Raw genomic sequence first — 20,962 nt, forward strand, 5'->3', positions numbered from 1 at the left:
AACGGTGCTTTCTGTTTAACGGAAGTGGTCAAACACACCGGCCAGCGGCGCAGTCGATTCGCGCAGCACAATGCTGGGCGTCACGATCCGTTGATCGGTGGCCATGGCCGGGGTGGCGATCCTGCGCAACAGCACTTCGGCCGCCATCTCGCCGAGCTGCAGGATCGACTGCCCCACGGTGGTCAGCGCCGGGTAGACATAACGGCTCATCTGGATATCGTCGAAGCCAATCACCGACAGTTCGCTCGGCACACGAATATTGCGCTCGGCGGCGGCGCGCAACACGCCGATGCCGATCATGTCGTTACCGGCGAAGATAGCGCTGGGCGGATTGTTGTCCAGGAGGATCGCAGCCGCGCTGTAACCGCCGGTACTGGTGAAGTCGCTTTCCAGCATGCGTTCGCGAGGTACTTCGACGCCCGCCTCTTTCAAGGCGCGGCAATAACCTGCCAGACGCATCTGCGCGACGCTGGTACTGGCCGGCCCGCCAATGGTGGCGATGTCCCGATGCCCCAATTCCAGAAGATGACGGGTCGCCAGATAAGCGCCGTACTCGTGATCGATGCGCACCAGGTCCGCATCAACCCCTTCCAGCCCACGGTCGACAATCACCATCGGCGTGCGCACGCCCGCCAGACCTTCTGCCAGCACCGCGTCCCCACCGGCCGATGCCACGATCAGCCCGTCTATGCGTTTTTCCAGCAACACGCGCAGGTAGCTGCGTTGCTTGTCCGGGTTGTCATCGGAATTGCAGAGGATCACGCAATAGCCATTGCGCTCGCAGTAATCCTCGATGCCGCGCGCCAGCTCGGCGAAGTACGGGTTGAGGCTGTTGGGCACCAGCAGACCGATAGTCGCGGTGGTCTTGGCTTTTAATGAGCGGGCCACGGCGCTGGGCACGTAGTCGAGACTTTTGATTGCCGCTTCGACCTTGATCCGCACTTCTTCGCTGACAGGCCGGGTCTTGTTCACCACATGGGAAACCGTGGTGTAGGAAATCCCCGCGAGCGCTGCCACATCCTTGATTGTTGCCATGACTCAGGTCCGCCGGCTTGCGCGCTGACTGCGATAGGTATCAAGCACCACCGCCACCACGATGACCGCGCCGGTGATGATGCGTTTGGTCGGTTCGGTTGCGCCGATCTGCGCCAGACCGGCCGCCAGTACCGAGATGATCAACACCCCGAAAAACGTGCTGATGACCGAACCGCGCCCGCCCATCAAGCTGGTGCCGCCAATCACCACCGCGGCGATCACTTGCAGCTCCAGGCCGGACCCGGCATTCGGGTCCGCCGCCTCCAGGCGGGAAATCTGGAACAGCGCGGCGATACCGGCCAGCAGCCCCATCAGACTGAACACCAGAATCTTGTAGGGTTTCGGATTGATCCCTGCCAGACGCACGGCTTCTTCGTTGGTGCCGATACCGATCAGGTAGCGCCCGAACACCGTGCGGGTCAACACGGCCTGGGCAATGAAGATGATGAGCAAGGCAATGATGAACGACGGCGAAATGCCGAAGGCGATCGGGTTGGACAGCCAGGCAAAGGCATCACCGATATAGGCGGTGCGCGAGCCGGTCATCTGATACGCCACACCACGCGCCATTTCCAGCACGCCGAGGGAGACGATGAACGAAGGAATCCGCCACGCCACGGTGATCGAACCGGTGATCGTCCCTGCCAATGCGGCCGCCGCCATACCGAGCAATGCTGCCGGCAATACGCTCCAGCCCCAGCCGAGAATCGCCACGCTGACCGTCGACGCCGCGAGTGCCAGCACCGAGCCCACCGACAGGTCGATGCCGCCGATGATCAACACGAACGTCATGCCGACCGCCAGCACCATCAAGTCCGGAATCTGGTTGGCCAGGGTGCTGAACGTGTCGTAAGACAGAAAATGGCTGCTCAGGACCGAGAACAGCGCGACCATCGCCAGCAAGGCACCGGCCAGGCCCAGATAGGTGCCGAGGCCGTAAAAATTGCCACTACGTTTACCGGCAGATGTTGCAGTTTTCATGAAAGATCCCTAGGCGCTGCTTCGTTGAGCAGCGCATCACGTTTTTGATAGCCGGCAAAAGCAGCGGCAAGCAAGTCATCCTGGGTCCAGCTGTCGCGCTCGAATGTCTCGATCAGACGCCCCGCCGACAACACGCCAATGCGGTCGCAGATCAGCATCAGTTCGCGCAGGTCGCTGGACACCACCACCAGCGCCTTGCCCTGACGAGTCAGCTCACCGAGCAGTGCATAGATGTCGAATTTGGCGCCGACGTCGATGCCGCGAGTCGGCTCGTCGAACAGCAACACCGAACAATCGCGTTCCAGCCAACGGCCGATCACGACTTTCTGCTGATTGCCGCCGGACAACTCCGAGACCAATTGCGTCGGGCTGGAACTGCGGATGCGCATGGCGTCGATCTGACGCTGGGCCAACGACATCTCGTCACCGTTGTTGACGAAACCGCCGCGGGAAATCTCCGGCATGTTACCCAGGGCAATATTCGCGCTGATCGATTGCGTCAGCAGCAAGCCCTCGCCCTTGCGGTCTTCGGTGATCAGGGCAATGCCATGACCGACCGCGTCCGCCGGCGAACGAATGTTCACGACCTGTGCCGGCGAACCCAGCGCAACCGTGCCGCTGTCCGCTATGTCGGCGCCGAAGATCAGGCGTAGCAACTCGGTGCGCCCTGCCCCGATCAAACCGGAGATCCCGTAGATCTCGCCGGCGCGCACTTCGAAGGAGACGTCGCGCACTTTGTCGGAACGGGTCAGCCCCTTGACCGTCAACGCCGAAGCGCCGATGTTGCGCGGCCCCATGTCGATGTGTTCACCGAGCTCACGGCCAACCATCAAGGTCACCAATTGCTCACTGTTGTAGTTGGCCATCGGCTCGACGCAAACCAGATTGCCGTCGCGCAACACCGCAATGCGCTGAGCCACCCGCGCCAGCTCTTCGAGGCGATGGGAGATATAGATGATCGACACGCCACGAGCTTGCAGGCGCGTGATTTGCTCGAACAGCATTTCGACTTCACGGGCCGTCAGCATCGCGGTCGGTTCGTCGAGGATCAGCACATGGCAATCGCCGATCAGGTTGCGGGCGATCTCGACCATTTGCTGGTGACCGATGCCCAGTTCGCCGACGAGGGTGTCCGGGTCGATCGCATCGAGCCCGACCTGAGCCATGGCTTCGATCGCGGCCTTGCGCAATTGCTTGCGACTGATCCAGCCGCCGTTGCTGGGCAGGTTATCGAGAAACAGGTTTTCCGCCACCGACAGGGTCGGCAACAGATTGAGTTCCTGCATGACCATTCGGATACCCAGGTCTTCAGCCTGGGTACGGCTGCCGGGGCGGTAATCCTGCCCCTGGAATTGCATCTGGCCGGTGGTCGGGGTGACCAATCCACCAATGATCTTCGACAGCGTGCTTTTGCCGGCGCCGTTCTCGCCGGTCAGCGCCAACACTTCGCCGCGTATCAGCGTCAGGTCGATACCGGTGAGGACAGGCTGCGCGTAGGTCTTGCCGATACCGCTGACCGAGAGGACAGCGTTCGGAGCGCAAACAGACATAAAAACTCTCCATGCGCTCGCCCGGACGGGCGAGCACCGTTGTGTCGCCAGAAGGACTACTTGGTAACCAGCTCTACCGGAGTTTCGATTACGCCGTTGGTGCCGCTGTCGACTTTCTCACCCTTGACGATCTTCAGCGCCGTCTCGATGCCGAACACGGCTTGCCTGGCAGCGAACTGGTCAGCGGTGGCCAGGACACGGCCATCCTTGAGCATCGGCTTGATGGCGTTGATGTTGTCGTAGCCGACCACTTGCACCTTGCCGGCCTTGCCCGCGGCACGCACGGCAGACACTGCGCCGACAGCCATGCTGTCGTTGCCGGCCAGCAGGGCTTTGACTTGCGGGTATTCGCTGAGGATCGACGCGGCGACCTTGTTGCCTTTATCGATTTCCCAATCACCGGATTGCAGGGACACGACCTTGATCTGCGCCGCTTCCATCGCATCCTTGAAACCTGCAGTGCGGGCCTGGGCGTTGGTGGTGGTGGACACACCTTCGATGATGCCGACTTCGTCACCGGCCTTCAGCTGCTTGGCCAGGTACTCACCCACCAGACGCGCACCCTTGCGGTTGTCGGGACCTACGAACGGAACATTGATGTTTTTGCTTTTGACGACCGCTGGATCCAGCTGGTTATCGATGTTGACCACGGTGATGCCGGCATCGATGGCTTTCTTGATCACCGGGACCATGGCCTTCGAGTCAGCAGGTGCGATCACCAGTGCATTGACCTTGGCCAGAATCATTTGCTCGACGATACGTGTCTGGCCCGCAGTGTCCGTTTCGTCCTTGATGCCGTTGGAGATCAGGTCGAAATCGGCGGAGTGATCTTTCTGGTAGGCCTTGGCGCCGTCTTCCATGGTCAGGAAGAATTCGTTGGCCAGGGATTTCATGACCAGCGCGACTTTGGGTTTTTCAGTGTCGGCGAAGGCCGAGGAGACAGGCAACGCGGCGGATGCGGCAGCCAGCATAGCGACAGCGAGAAGACGTCCAGCGAATGGCAGCTTCATGGGTTCACTCCGATCTTATGATTATTCTGAGCAACGCTTGCGCTGGCATGAGTTTCACCGCGCAAACCGATGGAACAAGCCATCGGCAGTGCCGCGCAAACGTTTGCGTAGACCGAACTATGCGAACCCTGCCGCTATTTGTCAACGGCCGAAAAACACGGTTTGTGCTTGCGGTAACAAAACCGCTTATGCCGTGGTGCTGATCACACCGCCCGAGCCGGAGCTCTTGGCCAGTTCCTTGACCAGATTGCCTGTGACTTCCGCCAGCGCCCCGCTGGTGTTGGCAATTTGCCCCTGAATCGACATGACGACATCGGTCTTGGCTTCCGGTGTCGGGTAATTCGCCACTTGAGCCGCCGCCAATTGTTGCTGTTGTTCGCGCAGTTGCTGCTGCAGCTCCTGCATACGCTTGAGCAACATCTTCACCACGACGCTTTGGTCGCTGCCGCTTTCGCTATCGCTTTCCGTTTTCGTTTCGATCACCGCGCCGCCGGTCCGGACCTTGGTGGCGCCACCCTCCTCCTCGGTACCCAACGCCAGTGTCGAAGCCTCGGAAGTTGATTCGCTCAAGGCTTTGATCGTTGCGGTGGATTTGCCACCGATGGTGATTGCGCCTGCATTGGGAAAGCCTATCGAAAACGACATGTGAACTCCTGAATAAAAAGATCCTTCAGAGAGGCATCGACCTGCGCGCGGGTTTCTTTAGCAATGATTTGCCGTCTGGCAAGAAGACCTGTTCAACAGAAGTCGTAGCCCTTTTCGGAGAGCCGAACGCAAATGACAAACATATTCGGAAAACCGGACAACAGGACGTTTAAACCTCGCTCAACACAGTCCGAATAATTGATACAAATCATTGGGTTAAAGCTATTTTTTATTTCCAGACATGACTGGTACAGATCCTGCTCCCTCTCATTCACCCCAGACATTCAGATCTGTCCGGGGCGCATCTAGATGAACCTGCATCCGCACCGTCTCACTACTAGAGAGAAAAATAATGACATCTGCTTTCAAGACTTTTGTTCCGGGCGCCTTGGCCCTCCTGCTACTCCTTCCGACAGCCCTTCAGGCGAAAGAAGTCGAAACCAAACAGAAACTGGCGAACGTGGTGATCCTGGCCACCGGCGGCACCATTGCCGGCGCGGGCGCCAGCGCCGCCAACAGCGCGACGTATCAAGCGGCGAAAGTCGGCATCGAACAGTTGATCGCCGGCGTTCCGGAACTGAGCCAATTGGCCAATGTTCGCGGCGAACAGGTCATGCAGATCGCCTCCGAAAGCATTACCAACGACAACCTGCTGCAACTGGGTCGTCGCGTGGCCGAACTGGCTGACAGCAAAGACGTCGATGGCATCGTCATCACCCACGGCACCGACACCCTGGAAGAAACTGCCTACTTCCTGAACCTGGTGGAAAAAACCGACAAGCCGATCATCGTCGTGGGCTCCATGCGCCCAGGCACCGCGATGTCCGCAGACGGCATGCTGAACCTGTACAACGCCGTGGCCGTAGCCGGCAGCAAAGACGCGCGCGGCAAAGGCGTACTGGTGACCATGAACGATGAAATTCAGTCGGGTCGCGACGTCAGCAAGATGATCAACATCAAGACCGAGGCGTTTAAAAGTGCCTGGGGTCCTCTCGGCATGGTGGTCGAAGGCAAATCCTACTGGTTCCGCCTTCCGGCCAAGCGTCACACCATGGACTCGGAGTTCGACATCAAGAACATCAAGAGCCTGCCTGACGTCGAAATCGCCTATTCCTACGGCAACGTGAGTGATACCGCCTACAAAGCGCTGGCTCAATCCGGCGCCAAAGCCATCATCCACGCGGGCACCGGCAACGGTTCGGTGTCTTCGCGCGTGGTCCCAGCTCTGCAAGCCCTGCGCAAGGATGGCGTACAAATCATTCGCTCCTCCCACGTCAACGCCGGTGGCTTCGTATTGCGTAACGCCGAACAGCCAGACGACAAGTACGACTGGGTTGTGGCCCATGACCTGAACCCACAGAAGGCCCGCATCCTGGCCATGGTCGCGCTGACCAAGACCAATGACAGCAAAGAGCTGCAACGGATGTTCTGGGAATACTGATTCGCCCTCGCCCGACCGGTTCCGGTCGGGCACCGCTTTCACCACTCGCCGGCCGTGGCGAGTGGTCTCTTGTCTGATAAAAAAATCTCCTTCGTCCTACACCAATCGGGAAAAACTGCTGTCAGAGGATTTTCTTGAATTTTAAGCAGTTGCGAAAATGCCTACAGTTAAATACTGTATGCACGTACAGCTTAATAAGGACAATTCCGTGGCCACCACCTCTGCCTCTCCTGATGCCTATGTACGCATGGGTATGCGCGTTCAGAAAATCATCAACTCCCCCACCGCCCAGAAAGCCAAGGCGGCCCTGATCTTCCGACTTCCGGACGAGCCAGTGGATGAGTGGGAGCAACTACTCGAAGAAATCGACGAAAACGACAACGTCACCCTCGCCTACCGCGACGATGGCGGTGTGCAGATTTTCTGGGTTGTGCCGAAGGAAGATTGAGTCAATGAGTGTCCGTTTTTTTGCTTTGCTGTTTTTGCTCTTCGCGATGGGCGCGCAAGCTGACGCCCCGCGCACCTTCAACGAAGCCAAGAAAGTCGCCTGGAAGCTGTACGCCCCACAATCCACCGAGTTCTATTGCGGCTGTAAATACACCGGCAACAAGGTGGACCTGTCGGCCTGCGGTTATGTGCCACGCAAAAATGCCAAGCGCGCTTCGCGCATCGAGTGGGAGCACATCGTCCCCGCCTGGCAGATCGGCCATCAGCGTCAGTGCTGGCAGGAAGGCGGACGCAAGAACTGCACGCGCTACGACCCGACTTACCAGAAGGCCGAGGCCGACTTGCATAATCTGGTGCCGAGCATCGGCGAGGTGAATGGCGATCGCAGCAATTTCAGTTTTGGCTGGTTGCCGGAGCAATCGGGTCAATACGGTTCATGCCTGACCCAGGTCGACTTCAAGGCAAAAAAGGTCATGCCCCGCCCTTCCATTCGCGGAATGATCGCCCGAACGTACTTTTACATGAGCAAGCAGTACGGTTTGCGCCTGTCGAAACAGGATCGGCAACTGTACGAAGCATGGAACAAAACCTATCCGGTACAGGCCTGGGAACGTCAGCGCAATCAGAGCGTGGCGTGCGTGATGGGGCGCGGCAACGAGTTTGTCGGGCCGGTGGACATGAAAGCTTGCGGTTAAGCGCTTGTTGAAAACAAAAAGGCCTGGGGTTGAATGCCCCAGGCCTTTTTCGTTTTCAATCGTGCTGCTGGCGCCCAAGCGTTTGGGCGGCCGATGACGTCTTACTGAGTCACCGGATGCTCGATGACCAGCAGTTCGATGTTCTGTTTTTTCGCCCGGGTCAGCGCCGCGCGCACTTCTTCCTGCTTGGCTTCAGCTTCGGCTTTGGAATTGAATGGCCCCATCAGGATGCGGGTCTTGCCATTTTCCTTGATCACGCTGGAAACGAAACTGTGCTCGATCAGCCAGCCACTCAGGTCGCTGACAGCCTGGGTTATTTCACCTCGCACTTCCAGATCCCACTGCGGCGCAGATACCGCCGCTGGCGCTGCCGCCACGGCTGGCTGCGGCTTTGGCGCATCAGCGCGCTTATCCTCACCGCATCCCGCCAATGCCAGTACTGCGATTACCAAAGCCATTTTGCGCACAACGCTTCCCTCTGAATGCTGAAAGCGGAGATTTTAACACCCATGAATACTTCTCGAGTGCCGCAAAATGGGCGCAAAACAACGAGAATCATGGAGGCGGCCTCTGTATAGTTACGCCTTGGGAATCAATGCAGCATCTGCGCGTCAGAAAGAGGCACCCAAACCGTGAAACTTCGCACTAATCTATAGATACCACCGACCTCTGCACTGTCCGAATCAGGTGCCCTACAAAGCAATCAAGGAGAAGACCATGCTGATACTCACCCGCAAAGTCGGTGAAAGCATAAATATTGGCGATGACATTACGATCACCATTCTGGGCGTAAGCGGCCAGCAAGTCAGAATTGGCATCAACGCCCCGAAAGACGTTGCGGTACACCGCGAAGAAATCTATCAGCGCATTCAGGCAGGCCTGACCGCCCCGGACAAGCCGCAATCCTGAATCCTGCTGCAGTCAGTAGCCAGCCTGTTCGTCCCCGAACCACGGCTGGCTAAAGATTCACGCACAGCGATCACTCCTGCATCCCGCCCCATCCCCGAACGTGAAGCCGATACTACCGGCATGTCTCACGTCATGGCTGTCGGACGTTTCGGATTAAGCCTGGGGAAGTATGCATTCGTACTCGGCTAACCAAACGTCACTCCCCGCGCCATGCCCGTGGCCGCCACGACCATCAACATCACTAGCAGCGCTTCGATATGGCTGATCCGCGCGAATAGCTTCGCACGACTGGCATCAATGGCTGCGCCACGCGCCTGCGCAATCCGCCATTTGATCAGGGTGATCATCGGCGCGATTTCAAGTAGCAGAATCAGTACGAAAAGTGTCATCTTCAGATGAAACAATGGCTGGTGAAGATAGTAGTCAGTGCCCTTTTCGTACCCGGCAAAGGCTCGCATCCCACCGGTGACCAGCAGAATGACCGCTGAAATGCCCCACAGATTATCTGCAATCAAGACGCTGCGCGCCTCACCCAGCCCCGTGGCTAACCGCCGAAAAGCGCTGCCGCGGGTCAGTACAGCCCAGAAACCCAGGGCGAACGCCAAGAGATGAATCGCCGCAAAAAACCAGTGGGCAAGCATCGAGATACTCCAGTCAGGTTTGAGTTGGATCAGCCTGTCAGTAGTAGCCCATTAAATCGGGGACTGCCCCTCCCCCACGCGAGAGACGTAAACAAAGTACAGAAACAAGGTCATTCGCGAGCTGCAAGCAGGTGCAAAGAAGATCGTCACTCAGGCCGGCGCTGCGCTTGTTTGCAATGATGGCCATGTGACAGACACCCGATCATTCTCCTTGTAGACTCCCGCTCATAATTCGGCATGGATTTGATCGCTCCAATGCGCAAAATAATATTTTTCCTCATGCTGTGCGCCTCTACAGCGCAAGCAGCCTGCGAGATGCAACCCACAACCATCGTCGGGAAAACCCTGATTGGGTCTTTTGAGACGAAAAGGCTGAAATCCGACGCGATCAAATTCTCGCCGGAGACCGGCGACATCACTGGCAAGAATGCAGTGTTCGACTTTGACACTCTTTATGAAATGGATTCCGGCAAATCATCTGCGAGATTCCGTGTGGGTGAGGCTTTCCTGATTGACGGGGTTTCTTATGTCGGGAACGTTGAGTGGGAATCCGGAAAAGCTCCGAAAAAAACCGGGACCTACGAGTTTTACGCCCTTAAAACAGAACCCGTGAAAAACGCTAAAACCCTGACGATGGTAGGCGACTCGATTACCTGGTGGAGCTACGGCCGCTATTTCCGTTGCCTACTCGCCCCAGAGTTGCCTGGAGTGCAGTTTGTAGGGCCTCACACCGATGTGGTTGGTTATGGCCATGCCGGTGAAGGTGGCAACAATACCCAGCAAGTCATTGACCGCTTGGACAAAATCAAACCATCCAATTATTACTTTGTGCTTGCAGGAACAAACGATTGGAATTTTTGGGCGCCACCGAAAACGATTGAAAACCTGAAAGCGATTGCGAAGGCACTGAACGAAAAAGGCGGACAGGTCATCATCTCTACCCTGCTTCCTCGGCTTGACGAACATGATGCACACAATGAAGAAGTGAACAGATTGTTACTTGCGTGGAATGGCGAGGGATGCGACTGCAAAATAATCGACTTGGGCTCCGAGTTCAGGAAGCTTCCAAACAGCCAAAGCTATTTCTGGGATAACGCAGTCCATCCGAACTTTGAAGGCTATCAAAAGATCACCGAAATACTCGGCACCGACATCCGTAAAACTTTTAATCAAGCCGCTCAGTAACCATCGGCGGCTCCAGGTCCTGGCTTTTGGTCTTCCGACAAATGTAAGCCCACGGCTTACATGAAGGCTAGAGCCGACCTGATGATGTAGCGCGGCGAGGGCTTTGCAAATCTCAGTGTCCAGTCCTGAAACAGGTGTAAACCTTATTCAGGACTAGACACCATCTTGAATCGCTGTGTTGATTGACTGTTGAGGGATTGTTCCTTTTTCGCGCTCCCCGGCTTCGTTCGCCGCTTGCGCCTCAAATTCCGGCATCGGCCGGCACGTTCCGGCTTCTCGAATTCCAGAACCACGCCGCCGACTTCGCCGCCCACTCGGTCTGTTCCAGCAGCTCAGGCGTCCGCAGCAGACGATTGACCGTGGGGACCACCAGAGAAGAGGCGGATTTGATCGCTTATCGGTATACTCAATTTTTTCGAATGAAATCGTAATGCTAAATTCAGTTCAGATTCTTAGAGCTCTCGCCGCATGGATTGTAGTATTCCACCACTACATTCAGATTTTCGGTTATGGAAAAAGTAATGAAGTATCAAATATCATCGCGCTATACGGATCTATCGGGGTTGATATTTTTTTCGTAATCAGTGGCTTTGTCATTTTTACTTCTGCCTCCCAGAGATCGTTGACACCTGGAGAATTTTTCATACAAAGAGCCGCTCGAATAGTACCGGCATACTGGATTTTCACCCTAATTACCGCTGCGACGATTTACTGGGCTCCATCCATAATGCCCTTATTGGGCGTCGATAGCATATCCCTGCTAAAAAGTCTTTTTTTCATTCCCACCCCAAATCCGTCTGGCATAGGAATATATCCGATCCTCACAGTAGGATGGACGCTAAATTACGAAGTGCTTTTTTATGCGATATTCTTTTTATCTCTTTTCCTGCCCCGCGCCCTTCTAGCTCCTGCGATATTTTTCGGGGTTATCATATCGACTTACATATTGCCGAAAATGGGTGGATCGTTCTTATTCTACGGGGCCCCAATAGTATATGAATTCTTGCTGGGGATAATAATCTCCATCATTTACCAGCTTGGGTTACTTAAACGAATCAACCCGATGGCTGCCATTCCTCTGGTAGCAATATCGATTGCAGCAGTAGCATTAATGCCAGACACCGACACTCATGACCCAATGCGGCTTGGGATTCCGAGCGCAATAATCGTGATCGCGATCATATCGCAAGAAAGATATCTTCCTAAACTTTCAATACTTACCAAATTAGGTGATTTTTCGTACTCCACATACCTCATCCATCCGATAGTGATTTGGTACATGCTGAGCGCAAAAAATCACTTTGATTTAAACCTGACGCTTACACTAATAATTACTTGTTCTTTGATTATGGTGTTTTCTTGGTGGAGCTTTGCCTTCATCGAGTTGCCGATTTCGAAGCTTACTAAAAAAAGGGTATTGGAAAGCGCCAGACAGGCTACAAGTCCAACGTAGCCACAGGATTCCATACCAATCTCCGGTCAAGGCACACCCTTGAAAAATGTGTGCCTCCCCTCCCCTCCGGCCTCAGAGGCTGCCTGGCCTGCTCCAGCTCACGGAGCGGTCGCCACTGGTGCCGCCACGCCTGATCCACTACAAGCCCAAGGCGCGGCGCCGAGAACAGATCGACGCAAAGGACCACCGGGCGTCGGCAACCCCGCACTACCTGACCAAGGAGCTCAGCAAGGCCCCGGATGCAGCGCGCGCCTACGACCATATGCCAGCCGGCGAGCCCCCCTCTTTTCACGAGATCCGCACTTCAGATGGCTGTACGAGCAGCAAGCTTCCCACAGGAGTACATTCAGGCGTTGATGGGGCATGCGAACGAGAGGATGACGAAGCACTATCAGGAGGGGCACGACGAAAAGAAGATCGAGTACCTGGAGGCAAGTGCCGAATTGGCGTTCTGAGCTGGGAGTTTTTCAAATCGCAGACAACAAAAAAGGGCCCACCTTTCGGTGAGCCCTTCTAGACCGCCCAGCAGAGCGGATTTTGTTTGGTAGGCGCGATTGGACTCGAACCAACGACCCCCACCATGTCAAGGTGGTGCTCTAACCAACTGAGCTACGTGCCTGCTGTGAGGCGGCATTCTACGGAATTCCGGAGGGGTGTCAACACCTTTTTCGAGCTAACCCTATGAATATGCAAAATATTTAATTTCGCGGCTGTAAGGAAGATTTTGCGGTGGCTGGCGGTCGATTTTTAACTCGGGTAGGATCGATGCACTCGTAAAATATATTAAACAGAGGCAGCAGGATGGCGAACACACCCTACCCAGAGTCCTACTACGCCGCATCGGCCAATGCGGTTCCGCCGCGCCCGGCCTTGCAGGGTGATGTAGAGACTGATGTCTGTGTGATCGGTGCCGGTTACACAGGTCTGTCCTCTGCCCTGTTTCTGTTGGAAAACGGTTTCAAGGTCACGGTGCTGGAAGCCGCCAAGGTGGGTTTCGGCGCATCGGGTCGTAACGGTGGCCAGATCGTTAACAGTTATAGCCGCGACATCGATGTCATCGAGCGCAGCGTTGGCCCCAAGCAGGCGCAGTTGTTGGGGCAGATGGCGTTCGAGGGTGGGCGGATCATTCGTGAGCGGGTCGCCAAATATAATATTCAGTGCGACCTGAAGGACGGCGGTGTGTTCGCCGCGCTCACCGGCAAGCAGATGGGCCATCTGGAATCTCAAAAGCGTCTGTGGGAGCGTTTCGGTCACACGCAGCTTGAGCTGCTGGATCAACGCCGCATTCGTGAAGTGGTGAACTGCGAGCAATACGTTGGCGGCATGCTCGACATGAGCGGCGGGCACATTCATCCGCTGAACCTGGTACTCGGCGAAGCTGCGGCGGTCGAGTCGTTGGGGGGTACGATTTATGAGCAGTCGCCGGCGGTACGCATCGAGCGCGGCGCAACCCCGATAGTGCACACGCCTCAGGGCAGGGTCAGAGCCAGGTTCATCATCGTGGCGGGCAACGCCTACCTCGGTAATCTGGTGCCGGAATTGGCAGCCAAGTCGATGCCGTGCGGAACCCAGGTGATTACCACCGAGCCATTGGGCGAAGCGTTGGCAAAGAGCCTGTTACCGCAGGATTACTGTGTCGAAGACTGCAACTACCTGCTCGACTATTACCGTCTGACCGGCGACAAGCGCCTGGTTTTCGGCGGTGGCGTGGTGTACGGCGCGCGGGACCCGGCGAATATTGAAGCGATCATCCGACCGAAGATGCTCAAGGCTTTCCCGCAGCTCAAGGACGTGAAGATTGATTACGCCTGGACCGGCAATTTCCTGCTGACCCTGTCGCGTCTTCCGCAGGTCGGACGCCTGGGCGACAACATCTACTACTCCCAGGGTTGCAGTGGTCACGGCGTGACGTACACGCACCTGGCGGGCAAAGTGTTGGCCGAAGCGTTGCGTGGTCAGGCTGAGCGTTTTGACGCGTTTGCCGACTTGCCGCACTACCCTTTCCCTGGCGGGCAATTGCTGCGCACACCGTTTGCGGCGCTGGGCGCCTGGTACTACGGATTGCGAGACAAGTTCGGCTACTGAGCAACACCGCACTACTTTGTGGGAGCGAGCCTGCTCGCTCCCACAGGTCCGATTCAGAAATCGACAGTCGCCGAAAGCAAGTACGTGCGCGGCGTCGACAGCGTCAATCCCGGCTCGCTGTCATCCGAAGCACCGGCCGAACTCCAGTAGCGCTTGCCCGCCACGTTCTCGATGTTGGCGCGCAAGGTGATGTTCTTTTCCTCGACCTTGAACGCGTAGCGGGCGCCTACATCAAAACGCTCCCACGAATCGATTTCCTTCACGTTGGACTGGTCCAGATACTGCGAGCTGGAATAGATGCCGCGACTGGTCAGCGTCAGCCCCTGCATGGTCGGCACATCCCACTCGGCGCCGAGGTTGACGTTGTATTTCGGCGTCGCCGGCGCGCGGTTACCGTCGAAGGTGCCGTTGGCGGTATCAGTCAACTCGCTGTCGATGTACATGACACCGCCGAGCAAGCGGAAACCCTTGAGCGGCTCACCAAACACACTCAGTTCCACACCTTCGTTTTGGCGCTTGCCGTTCGGGCCGAAGACGCGGGTCGTGGCGTTGGTTTCATAGGCCGGCTGCTTGATCCGGAACACTGCGGCGGTGACGGCAAACGCACCTGCGTCATACTTGGCGCCAACCTCGACCTGACGGCTGATAAACGGCGGGAAGATTTCGTCCTCGTTCACTGAAGTCGATGGCGCGATCTTGCCCTGGCTCAAGCCTTCCATGTAGTTGGCGTACAGCGACAGCTTGTCGGTTGCCTTGAAGAGGATGCCGCCCGACGGCGAAACCTTTTCTTCATCGTAGGCCGTGTCGCCTTTGACATCGTCCGTCCAGTCGTCAACCTTCACCCGCTGCCAGCGGGCGCCGAGGGTCAGCAACAGGCGATCATCGAAGAACCCCAGCGTGTCGGACAGCGCCAGACCGCTGAAGCGGTTCTCGGTGTAGACCTTCGAATCGAGTCGAGTGGGCCTGACAGGCGTCGGCGTTACTACCGGGTTATAGAGGTTGCTGTTAGCCGTGGCATAACGGGCGCCGCCATTTTCAAAGTCCATGTAGAAATAGCTGGCAGCCAGGTTGACCTCGTGACTCACGGGCCCGGTATGGAACCAGTTGCGCACCCCGGCGGTAGCCGTCCGGACACTTTCGTCTCGGGTGAAGTCACGGGGTTGAACGCTAAAGTCGCCCCGGTTATTGGTGACCGCAACAGCATGACGGAGGAAGTCATGATTGCTTTCGCGCGCGCCCACACCGCCGTACAGCATCACGTTATCGCTGACATCAAACTCACCGTTCACCGTGCCGAACGTGTCGTTGGTACTCGCCTTGCTCCAGGGCTGCGCATAGTTGTGGCGGACATCGCTGGCATGCGGAACCTGCGCGGTGGCACCGACTTGCACGCGCTCCTGCGGGGCGTCGGTATCGCGTTCAGTGCGCCCCAGGTCGGTCGAGAGTCGCAGACGCTCACCGCGAAAATCCAGACCCAGCACGGCCATCTCGCGGTCGACATTCTGGTGATCCCATTCGGTGTCGCCGGACTGTTTTACGCCGTTGAAACGAATGCCGAACTTGTTGTCTTCGCCGAAGCGCCTGCCGATATCCACGGCACCGCCGGTCTGGCTGTCAGACGCGTAGTTGCCGGTAAACGAAGTGATCGGCTTGTCGGTCGCGCGTTTGGGCACCACGTTGATCCCGCCACCCACGGCACCTCGCGGCGAGATGCCGTTAATGAGCTGGCTCGGGCCTTTGAGAATATCGACACGGTCGGCCATTTCCATGTCGATCGTATAGGTCGGCAAAACGCCGTAGAGGCCGTTGTAGGCGACATCACTGTTGAACAGGCTGAACCCGCGAATGGTGAACTGCTCATAGCGCCCACCGGCCGGGTTGGTGGCGCGAACGGAAGGATCGCTGGCGATCAGCTCGCCCAGGGTGCGCGCCTGCAAGTTCTTGACCGCCTCGCTGGTGTAGGTGGTCATGCTGAACGGCGTTTCCATGAAGTCTTTCGAGCCCAGCAAACCTTGCGAGCCGCGACGCGCAACCTGACCGCCGGCATACACCTCGCCGTCCGCCCCGCCGGTGGCACCGAGAATCGAGGTCGGGGCCAGTTGCAGGCTGCTGCCTTCTGGCGCCGGGGTCAGGATGTACGCCTGCTCGCCCACCGCTTGCAACTGCAGACCGGAACCCTGCAACAGTCGCGCAAAGCCCTCCTCGACCGCGTAATCGCCAGACAGCCCGGTACTGTTGCGACCGCTGACCAGCGCCGGATCAACCGAGAGATTGACCCCAGACAACCCCGCGAAACGGGTCAGCGCATCACTCAGGCTGCCGGCAGGCACCTGATAACTGCGTCGGGCACTGTCTTCGGCCCAGCTTGCGGTTATGAACAATGGACTGGCACTCAGGCCAAGCAGCAGACTCAGGTGCAACAACGGACGCAGACGCGGATAACAAGGTGCAGGCATTGAATTTGCTCTCTTGATTCGTTCACATGCCTTGAATGACAAGCGAGTCGAAAAAAGGGGACAGGCTTTACACACTATTTTTGCGCGGCAGCAACGTGACCCAGTAGCGGGTTCGGGAATGCACCTCCAGCGGCAGACTGGCCGCAAGCAGCGCGAGGACGCGATCCGTGTCGTCGAGACGGAAACTGCCGGTGACACGCAGACTTTCCAGTTCAGGCTCCCAGCGCAGAACGCCCGGTCGGTAAGTGCCGAGTTCGCGCAGGAAATCCCCCAGCGGCTGGTTCTTCGCCATCAGCACGCCTTCACGCCAACCTAGTGCAAGCGCATCGAATGGCGTGATCGCGCCGACACCCGCCGCTTCAAGGCTGACCTGCTGCCCCTCGCGCAATGCCAGTGCCGCCCCATGCAGGGGCTGCAACTGCACGCTACCGTTGAACACCGACACCCGACAGCCCCATGCCTCCTGGCGCACGCAGACTTCGCTCTGGCTGAGGATAACGTTGCCGAACTTCGTCTGGATCGTCAGCGGCGCAATGCCCGGCACCTTCAGCGACAGCTCGCCTTCTATCAGCTTCACGCGGCGGTTCTGCACATCCACATCAACGGCGCTGGCGGTATTGAGCTGCAAGGAACTGCCATCGGCGAGCTGCACCTTTTTGCGCTCGCCAGTGGCGGTGTGCAGGTCGGCACGCCAGACGTCCAGAGGCAATTGTCGACTGATCAGCCAGGCCGTCGGCACCAACGCCACGGCGCCCAATGCGCGCTTCAGCACTGCGCGTCGGCCCGGATCAGGACGGTCCAGGCTGCTCAACGCCAACGCCGACGGTAGATCGGCGAAACGCTGACGCAAAGCCTGGGCCTTCTGCCACGCCTGCTCGTGACTGGCGCAGGTGTCACGCCAACGCTGCAAGTTCGCGCGGTCCTGCTCATTGGCGCCACCAGATTCGAGCAACGCAAGCCATTGCGCGGCAGCCCGGACGGCCTGACGGGGATCGGAAGAAGACTGACTGTTCACAGCTCCACCAACAGGCAATGCTCGTAGGCTTGCGCCATGTAACGTTTGATCGTGCGCTCCGACACCCGCAGGCGCTCGGCGATTTGCTGGTAGTTCAAGCCTTCAAGCTGACTCCAGAGAAACGCTCGGCGCACCGCCCTTGGCAGTCCGTCGAGCAGCTCATCCAGTGCTTGCAGGGTTTCCAGCAGCAGCCAGCGCTGTTCGGGTGATGGCGCACAGTCTTCAGGCATCGACGCCAACGCAGCCAGATAGGCTTGCTCAAGGCTGCGACGCTGATAGAAGTTGCTCAGCAGGCGTTTGCCGACGGTCAGCAGATAGGCACGGGGCTCTTGCAAGTCAGCGATGCGCTGAGAGCTGGCGAGCACGCGCAGGAACGTATCCTGGCTCAAATCCGCCGCATCACAGCCGTTGCCCATGCGCCTTCTCAACCAGCCTTCCAGCCAGCCACGGTGATCGCGGTACAGGTCGTGGAGGGTTTGCTCCTTCAGCATCGCTGCATCACTCATCTCAAGAAGCCCTGTGCCAAGGAGTTATCGTAAATGAGAGTGATTCTAATTAATGTCAGAGCTACGAAGGAAGCCCTTTATGCAACGGACGCGCAGAAAGGTCATATGGGTAAGCGTGAAGCGGCATAAAAGCCAAATTTCAGACACAAAAAACCCCGGTCTTTCGACCAGGGTCTTTGCTATCGACTCGAAGATCACCAGAGGCTTCTTCGTAGCTCCAAGGCGTTCAGTGGGCCTTGAGGCAGATATGGCGCAGCGGACGGGACTCGAACCCGCGACCCCCGGCGTGACAGGCCGGTATTCTAACCGACTGAACTACCGCTGCGTATCGCTTTGGACTTGCGTCCTAACTCGTCTGATTGAGGCTCCGAGACTTTTCAATCTCTCTTTCAATCTCAAATCAGGGATAAACCTGACTCGGAAAATATGGCGCAGCGGACGGGACTCGAACCCGCGACCCCCGGCGTGACAGGCCGGTATTCTAACCGACTGAACTACCGCTGCGCGTCGGTGGAGGCTTTTCAGCTTCCCTCCTGCTTTCGCAAGAGTCTCAAGAAGTGGTGGGTGATGACGGGATCGAACCGCCGACATTCTGCTTGTAAGGCAGACGCTCTCCCAGCTGAGCTAATCACCCTTTGCTTCTCTGAGGCCGCGAAATTTACGCACCTAACGAAGCTAAGTCAATAGCAGGATTGAAGTTTTTCTGAAAAAGACAAAATCGTGTCATCCCCGGGGATGTGCGCGGCCGTCAGACCGCTTCGCGAGCAGGCTCGCTCCCACAGTGGGCCGCGTTTTTATGTGGGAGCGAGCCTGCTCGCGAAGAGGCCGGCACATTCGGCATCAATGCAGAAGACCGCCCCCGCACTGCTATTCGCTGTAAATCATCTTCTTGGTCATGCCGCCATCGACCACAAACTCCTGGCCCGTGACGAAACCCGCATTCTTCGACAGCAACCAGGCAACCATCGCCGCCACGTCCTCGACCGTCCCTACCCTGCCCGCCGGATGCTGCGCATGGTCGGCTTCTGTGAGGGGTTCGGCACGCCGCACCCCAGGGTCTCGCGCATCGATCCAGCCAGGGCTGACGGCGTTGACGCGAATTTCCGGCCCAAGACTGATTGCCAAGGCGTGAGTCAAGGCCAGCAGTCCGCCCTTGCTCGCCGCATAGGCCTCCGTGTCGGGTTCTGACTGCCCGGCGCGGGTCGAGGCCAGGTTGACGATCGCACCGCTGTGAGCACGCAGGTACGGCGCACAGTGCTTGGCCAACAGCATCGGCCCGCTGAGGTTTACCGCCAGTACCCGATTCCAGTAAGCCAGATCGAGGCTTTCCAGGGTGATGTTGTGCGGATCGGCCACTGCCGCGTTGCACACCAGCGCATCCAGACGCCCGAACTGCCCCAGCACTTCGGCAACACCCAACGCCACCTGCCCTTCGTTCGAGACGTCCATGGCGATGAACCAGGCGTTGTCGCCCAGCACCTTCGCCACCTTCGAACCACGCACCCGATCCAGGTCCGTCAGCACCACCTGCCAGCCTTCGCTGATCAGCCAGGCCGCAATCCCCAGACCAATGCCCCGCGCAGCACCGGTCACCAGTGCGACGCGGCCATTGGAACTGGTAGTCGGCGTGGACAACTCGATCACAAGGCAGCCAACCCGCGCGCCAGATCAGCCTGCAGGTCGGCCACGTCTTCCAGACCGACCGCAATGCGGATCAGGCTGTCACGAATGCCCGCTGCTTCACGCTCTTGCGGCGCCAGACGGCCGTGGGAGGTGGTGCTCGGGTGGGTGATGGTGGTCTTGCTGTCGCCAAGGTTGGCGGTGATCGAAATCAATCGGGTTGCATCGATAAAGCGCCACGCGCCCTCTTTACCGCCCTTGACCTCGAAACTCACCACGGCGCCGAAACCTTTCTGCTGACGCTGTGCCAACGCGTGTTGCGGATGGCTTTTCAGGCCGGCGTAATGGACTTTCTCGATACCGTCCTGCTGCTCCAGCCACTCGGCCAGTTGCTGGGCATTGGCGCAGTGCGCCTTCATGCGCAGGTTCAGGGTTTCCAGGCCTTTGAGGAAGATCCATGCGTTGAACGGGCTCAAGGTTGGCCCAGCGGTGCGCAGGAAACCGACCACTTCTTTCATCTGCTCGCTGCGACCGGCCACTACGCCGCCCATGCAACGGCCCTGGCCGTCGATGAACTTGGTCGCCGAGTGCACAACGATGTCCGCGCCCATCTTCAGCGGCTGCTGCAGCGCAGGCGTGCAGAAGCAGTTGTCGACCACCAGCATCGCGCCTTTGGCGTGAGCGATTTTCGCCAGTTCGGCGATATCCACCAGCTCGGCCAGCGGATTGGACGGCGACTCGACGAACAGCAATTTGGTGTTGGCCTTGATCGCCGCGTCCCAGCCGGACAGATCCGCCAGAGGCACGTAATCGACTTCGATGCCGAAGCGCTTGAAGTACTTCTCGAACAGGCTGATGGTCGAACCGAACACGCTGCGCGAGACCAGCACATGGTCGCCGGCGCTGCACAGACTCATCACCACCGCCATGATGGCGGCCATGCCGGTGGCGGTGGCCACGGCTTGCTCGGCGCTTTCCAGCGCGGCAATGCGCTCTTCGAACGCGCGCACGGTAGGGTTGGTGTAACGCGAGTAAACGTTGCCCGGCACTTCCCCGGCAAAACGTGCGGCCGCGTCGGCGGCGGTACGGAATACATAGCTGGAAGTGAAGAACATCGGATCACCGTGTTCGCCTTCCGGCGTGCGGTGCTGACCGGCGCGTACGGCCAGGGTATCGAACGCTACGCCTTCGAGGTCGCTGTCCAGCCGACCGGCATCCCAATCCTGACTCATGCTGTCACTCCTTGCCCTACTCGCTAATAGATACAAAAACGGCCTGTAGGAGCATG

The 20,962-nt window shown here is 58.0% G+C and carries 19 protein-coding genes, 4 tRNA genes and 1 pseudogene; 7 read left to right on the plus strand and 17 right to left on the minus strand.

Features of this window, described 5'->3' with window-relative positions; all coding sequences use genetic code 11:
• Positions 1-15 precede the first annotated feature (15 nt).
• The 5 genes from KGA97_RS02440 to KGA97_RS02460 all read right to left on the minus strand — a co-directional run bounded on the left by KGA97_RS02440 (position 16) and on the right by KGA97_RS02460 (position 5,221).
• On the minus strand, positions 16-1,035 hold the full coding sequence (locus KGA97_RS02440; protein WP_223480160.1) for a LacI family DNA-binding transcriptional regulator: 1,020 nt from the start codon (positions 1,033-1,035) through the stop codon (positions 16-18).
• Between the two features lie 3 nt (positions 1,036-1,038).
• Entirely contained in the window at positions 1,039-2,016 is a 978-nt protein-coding gene (locus tag KGA97_RS02445) for an ABC transporter permease (protein ID WP_008028232.1), read from the minus strand.
• The gene (locus KGA97_RS02450) at positions 2,013-3,566 is read right to left on the minus strand and encodes a sugar ABC transporter ATP-binding protein (RefSeq protein ID WP_223480161.1); all 1,554 of its coding nucleotides are present in this window, start codon (positions 3,564-3,566) and stop codon (positions 2,013-2,015) included. The genes KGA97_RS02445 and KGA97_RS02450 overlap by 4 nt, the downstream gene beginning before the upstream one ends.
• 56 nt (positions 3,567-3,622) lie before the next feature.
• Positions 3,623-4,576, minus strand: a complete 954-nt coding sequence (locus KGA97_RS02455) for a sugar ABC transporter substrate-binding protein (protein ID WP_008028234.1) — start codon at positions 4,574-4,576, stop codon at positions 3,623-3,625.
• 186 nt (positions 4,577-4,762) lie between these two features.
• Positions 4,763-5,221, minus strand: coding sequence for a hypothetical protein (locus KGA97_RS02460; protein ID WP_008037574.1), 459 nt, complete (start codon positions 5,219-5,221; stop codon positions 4,763-4,765).
• Positions 5,222-5,573: 352 nt separating this feature from the next.
• On the opposite strand from KGA97_RS02460, the gene KGA97_RS02465 reads away from it, so the two are divergent.
• The 3 genes from KGA97_RS02465 to KGA97_RS02475 all read left to right on the plus strand — a co-directional run bounded on the left by KGA97_RS02465 (position 5,574) and on the right by KGA97_RS02475 (position 7,804).
• Positions 5,574-6,662, plus strand: a complete 1,089-nt coding sequence (locus KGA97_RS02465) for an asparaginase (RefSeq protein WP_008037575.1) — start codon at positions 5,574-5,576, stop codon at positions 6,660-6,662.
• A gap of 157 nt (positions 6,663-6,819) precedes the next feature.
• Complete coding sequence (locus tag KGA97_RS02470; protein WP_008037577.1) at positions 6,820-7,110, plus strand: DUF1654 domain-containing protein; 291 nt, start codon at positions 6,820-6,822, stop codon at positions 7,108-7,110.
• 4 nt (positions 7,111-7,114) lie between these two features.
• Positions 7,115-7,804 (plus strand): endonuclease, encoded by a 690-nt coding sequence (locus KGA97_RS02475; protein WP_008028239.1) that lies wholly within the window; start codon positions 7,115-7,117, stop codon positions 7,802-7,804.
• Positions 7,805-7,905: 101 nt separating this feature from the next.
• Here the strand turns inward: KGA97_RS02475 and KGA97_RS02480 are convergent, their stop codons facing one another.
• Entirely contained in the window at positions 7,906-8,271 is a 366-nt protein-coding gene (locus KGA97_RS02480) for an SPOR domain-containing protein (protein ID WP_223434824.1), read from the minus strand.
• Positions 8,272-8,521: 250 nt separating this feature from the next.
• On the opposite strand from KGA97_RS02480, the gene csrA reads away from it, so the two are divergent.
• Positions 8,522-8,713 (plus strand): carbon storage regulator CsrA, encoded by a 192-nt coding sequence (gene csrA, locus KGA97_RS02485; protein WP_008028241.1) that lies wholly within the window; start codon positions 8,522-8,524, stop codon positions 8,711-8,713.
• A gap of 185 nt (positions 8,714-8,898) precedes the next feature.
• Here csrA and KGA97_RS02490 read toward each other — a convergent pair whose 3' ends face one another.
• Positions 8,899-9,354 carry a DUF2214 family protein gene (locus KGA97_RS02490; protein ID WP_223480162.1) on the minus strand — a complete coding sequence of 152 codons (456 nt, stop codon included), beginning with the start codon at positions 9,352-9,354 and terminating at the stop codon, positions 8,899-8,901.
• Between the two features lie 237 nt (positions 9,355-9,591).
• Between KGA97_RS02490 and KGA97_RS02495 the strand changes: the two genes are divergently transcribed.
• Positions 9,592-10,539 carry an SGNH/GDSL hydrolase family protein gene (locus tag KGA97_RS02495; RefSeq protein ID WP_223480163.1) on the plus strand — a complete coding sequence of 316 codons (948 nt, stop codon included), beginning with the start codon at positions 9,592-9,594 and terminating at the stop codon, positions 10,537-10,539.
• Between the two features lie 247 nt (positions 10,540-10,786).
• Here the strand turns inward: KGA97_RS02495 and KGA97_RS29520 are convergent.
• A pseudogene (locus tag KGA97_RS29520) lies at positions 10,787-10,894 on the minus strand (glycoside hydrolase family 19 protein); the annotation flags it as partial.
• 75 nt (positions 10,895-10,969) lie between these two features.
• Between KGA97_RS29520 and KGA97_RS02500 the strand changes: the two are divergent.
• The gene (locus KGA97_RS02500; RefSeq protein ID WP_008037601.1) at positions 10,970-11,992 is read left to right on the plus strand and encodes an acyltransferase family protein; all 1,023 of its coding nucleotides are present in this window, start codon (positions 10,970-10,972) and stop codon (positions 11,990-11,992) included.
• A 542-nt stretch (positions 11,993-12,534) separates the two neighbouring features.
• On the opposite strand, the gene KGA97_RS02505 is transcribed toward KGA97_RS02500, so the two are convergent.
• A tRNA-Val gene (locus tag KGA97_RS02505) sits at positions 12,535-12,611 on the minus strand.
• A gap of 182 nt (positions 12,612-12,793) precedes the next feature.
• Between KGA97_RS02505 and KGA97_RS02510 the strand changes: the two genes are divergently transcribed.
• Positions 12,794-14,077, plus strand: a complete 1,284-nt coding sequence (locus KGA97_RS02510) for an NAD(P)/FAD-dependent oxidoreductase (RefSeq protein ID WP_192226372.1) — start codon at positions 12,794-12,796, stop codon at positions 14,075-14,077.
• A 53-nt stretch (positions 14,078-14,130) separates the two neighbouring features.
• On the opposite strand, the gene KGA97_RS02515 is transcribed toward KGA97_RS02510, so the two are convergent.
• The 8 genes from KGA97_RS02515 to KGA97_RS02550 all read right to left on the minus strand — a co-directional run bounded on the left by KGA97_RS02515 (position 14,131) and on the right by KGA97_RS02550 (position 20,906).
• Positions 14,131-16,533 (minus strand): TonB-dependent receptor, encoded by a 2,403-nt coding sequence (locus tag KGA97_RS02515; RefSeq protein WP_223480164.1) that lies wholly within the window; start codon positions 16,531-16,533, stop codon positions 14,131-14,133.
• A 67-nt stretch (positions 16,534-16,600) separates the two neighbouring features.
• Positions 16,601-17,548: a FecR domain-containing protein gene (locus tag KGA97_RS02520; RefSeq protein ID WP_223480165.1), complete on the minus strand. Its 948-nt coding sequence runs from the start codon at positions 17,546-17,548 to the stop codon at positions 16,601-16,603.
• Entirely contained in the window at positions 17,545-18,054 is a 510-nt protein-coding gene (locus tag KGA97_RS02525; RefSeq protein WP_223480166.1) for a sigma-70 family RNA polymerase sigma factor, read from the minus strand. Before KGA97_RS02525 ends, KGA97_RS02520 begins: the two co-directional genes overlap by 4 nt.
• A 248-nt stretch (positions 18,055-18,302) precedes the next feature.
• Positions 18,303-18,379: transfer RNA gene (locus KGA97_RS02530), tRNA-Asp, on the minus strand.
• 102 nt (positions 18,380-18,481) lie between these two features.
• Positions 18,482-18,558 (minus strand) — tRNA-Asp (locus KGA97_RS02535).
• Positions 18,559-18,612: 54 nt separating this feature from the next.
• Positions 18,613-18,688 (minus strand) — tRNA-Val (locus KGA97_RS02540).
• 233 nt (positions 18,689-18,921) lie between these two features.
• Positions 18,922-19,698, minus strand: coding sequence for an SDR family oxidoreductase (locus KGA97_RS02545; protein WP_008037619.1), 777 nt, complete (start codon positions 19,696-19,698; stop codon positions 18,922-18,924).
• Positions 19,695-20,906 (minus strand): O-succinylhomoserine sulfhydrylase, encoded by a 1,212-nt coding sequence (locus tag KGA97_RS02550; RefSeq protein WP_008037621.1) that lies wholly within the window; start codon positions 20,904-20,906, stop codon positions 19,695-19,697. The genes KGA97_RS02545 and KGA97_RS02550 overlap by 4 nt, the downstream gene beginning before the upstream one ends.
• Between the last annotated feature and the right edge of the window lie 56 nt (positions 20,907-20,962).

Origin of the sequence: Pseudomonas sp. BF-B-15 (assembly GCF_019946675.1) — a bacterium.
GTDB classification, from domain to species: domain Bacteria; phylum Pseudomonadota; class Gammaproteobacteria; order Pseudomonadales; family Pseudomonadaceae; genus Aquipseudomonas; species Aquipseudomonas migulae.

Coding starts and splice junctions, on each gene's coding strand:
- KGA97_RS02475 (WP_008028239.1), top strand. CDS start 7,115: ATGAGTGTCCGTTTTTTTGCTTTGCTGTTTTTGCTCTTCGCGATGGGC.
- KGA97_RS02550 (WP_008037621.1), bottom strand. CDS start 20,906: ATGAGTCAGGATTGGGATGCCGGTCGGCTGGACAGCGACCTCGAAGGC.
- KGA97_RS02490 (WP_223480162.1), bottom strand. CDS start 9,354: ATGCTTGCCCACTGGTTTTTTGCGGCGATTCATCTCTTGGCGTTCGCC.
- KGA97_RS02470 (WP_008037577.1), top strand. CDS start 6,820: ATGCCTACAGTTAAATACTGTATGCACGTACAGCTTAATAAGGACAAT.
- KGA97_RS02510 (WP_192226372.1), top strand. CDS start 12,794: ATGGCGAACACACCCTACCCAGAGTCCTACTACGCCGCATCGGCCAAT.
- KGA97_RS02450 (WP_223480161.1), bottom strand. CDS start 3,566: ATGTCTGTTTGCGCTCCGAACGCTGTCCTCTCGGTCAGCGGTATCGGC.
- csrA (WP_008028241.1), top strand. CDS start 8,522: ATGCTGATACTCACCCGCAAAGTCGGTGAAAGCATAAATATTGGCGAT.
- KGA97_RS02515 (WP_223480164.1), bottom strand. CDS start 16,533: ATGCCTGCACCTTGTTATCCGCGTCTGCGTCCGTTGTTGCACCTGAGT.
- KGA97_RS02525 (WP_223480166.1), bottom strand. CDS start 18,054: ATGAGTGATGCAGCGATGCTGAAGGAGCAAACCCTCCACGACCTGTAC.
- KGA97_RS02445 (WP_008028232.1), bottom strand. CDS start 2,016: ATGAAAACTGCAACATCTGCCGGTAAACGTAGTGGCAATTTTTACGGC.
- KGA97_RS02465 (WP_008037575.1), top strand. CDS start 5,574: ATGACATCTGCTTTCAAGACTTTTGTTCCGGGCGCCTTGGCCCTCCTG.
- KGA97_RS02440 (WP_223480160.1), bottom strand. CDS start 1,035: ATGGCAACAATCAAGGATGTGGCAGCGCTCGCGGGGATTTCCTACACC.
- KGA97_RS02500 (WP_008037601.1), top strand. CDS start 10,970: ATGCTAAATTCAGTTCAGATTCTTAGAGCTCTCGCCGCATGGATTGTA.
- KGA97_RS02455 (WP_008028234.1), bottom strand. CDS start 4,576: ATGAAGCTGCCATTCGCTGGACGTCTTCTCGCTGTCGCTATGCTGGCT.
- KGA97_RS02460 (WP_008037574.1), bottom strand. CDS start 5,221: ATGTCGTTTTCGATAGGCTTTCCCAATGCAGGCGCAATCACCATCGGT.
- KGA97_RS02495 (WP_223480163.1), top strand. CDS start 9,592: ATGGATTTGATCGCTCCAATGCGCAAAATAATATTTTTCCTCATGCTG.